This is a genomic window from Candidatus Infernicultor aquiphilus (assembly GCF_002784285.1).
GTDB lineage: Bacteria > Atribacterota > Phoenicimicrobiia > Phoenicimicrobiales > Phoenicimicrobiaceae > Infernicultor > Infernicultor aquiphilus.
This window is the reverse complement of sequence record NZ_PFKO01000020.1, coordinates 1-1048: the sequence shown is the minus strand read 5'-3', so window position 1 is coordinate 1048 and position 1048 is coordinate 1. Positions and strand designations below refer to the sequence as shown.

At 30.9% G+C, this 1048-nt stretch carries 2 protein-coding genes; both read left to right on the top strand.

Annotation, left to right across the window (positions count from 1 at the left end; translation table 11 throughout):
- The coding region (locus COZ07_RS00665) for a hypothetical protein (RefSeq protein ID WP_406606687.1) at positions 1–210 on the top strand (210 nt) is incomplete at its 5' end.
- Between the two features lie 88 nt (positions 211–298).
- Positions 299–1048: replication initiation protein (locus COZ07_RS00660; RefSeq protein ID WP_406606686.1), on the top strand; the 750-nt coding region annotated here is incomplete at its 3' end.

Genomic DNA, 1048 nt, shown 5'->3' with positions numbered 1-1048 from the left:
ACGAGAAATGGGGGTATCAGGAGAGCTATACAGGATAAGGGTTTTAGAGGGAGAAAAGATGAAAACTATTCCATTTTACCACTAAAACTATTCCATTTTACCACTAAAACTATTCCATTTTACCACTATTTTATTAAAAAATCTATACAGGATAAGGGTTTTAGAGGGAGAAAAGATGAAAATTTGTTTAGATTACCAATAGTTGAATAGTGTATATCATCAACATAGATTAAAATTCATAACATTTGACAAAATATAAATTTTAAGGTATAATAATTTATCAACAAAATCCACCAAAATGGAAAATAAAAAAGAAAAAGCATTGGTAAAGCAAGATATAAATTTTCTAGAGTATCCTAACTGGGCTTTATCAAGGTGGGGCGGGAGAAAGGAAATTGTAATTAAAAAAGAGAAAGGGCTCTATAAATTTAGAACTGCTAATGATAGACTTCCTGATAGGGTGGATAAAACAATTCTTTATTACTTAATCAGATCACTTGGGGAAAAGAATTTTAATAGAAGAAAAATAAAAACTACCCGATACAGAATGACAGAAGATATTTTTGGCGGTCGTTCTCAATATGGATATAAGCGGGTAATAGAAGGTTTGGAAAGATGGACAGATGTATCAGTGAGTTTTGAAGGTATTTTTTATAAAGGTGATGGTTATACTACAAGAATTTTTCATATAATAGACAATGTAAAATTAAATAAAAAAACAGGGGAATTAACTATTAACCTTGATGACTATTATTTAGAATGGCTGAAAGCAAGCCAATATTACCGGATGATTGATTACAAAGAATTCAGAAAATTTAAGAAAGATATCTCTGCAAGATTATACGAAATCTTTAAGGCCCAACCTTTGCCCTGGAAGATAGAGGCAAGAAACCTTGCCGAAAAATTAACTCTGGGTCAAAAGTATCCCTCTTATATTGTCCGAAAAGTTGAGCAAGGTATTAAAGAACTCAACAAAAAAACAGACCTTAAAATAAAATTCTCTCACGATAAAAATGAGCGTAAAGAAACTATCTGCGTCTTTTCTCTT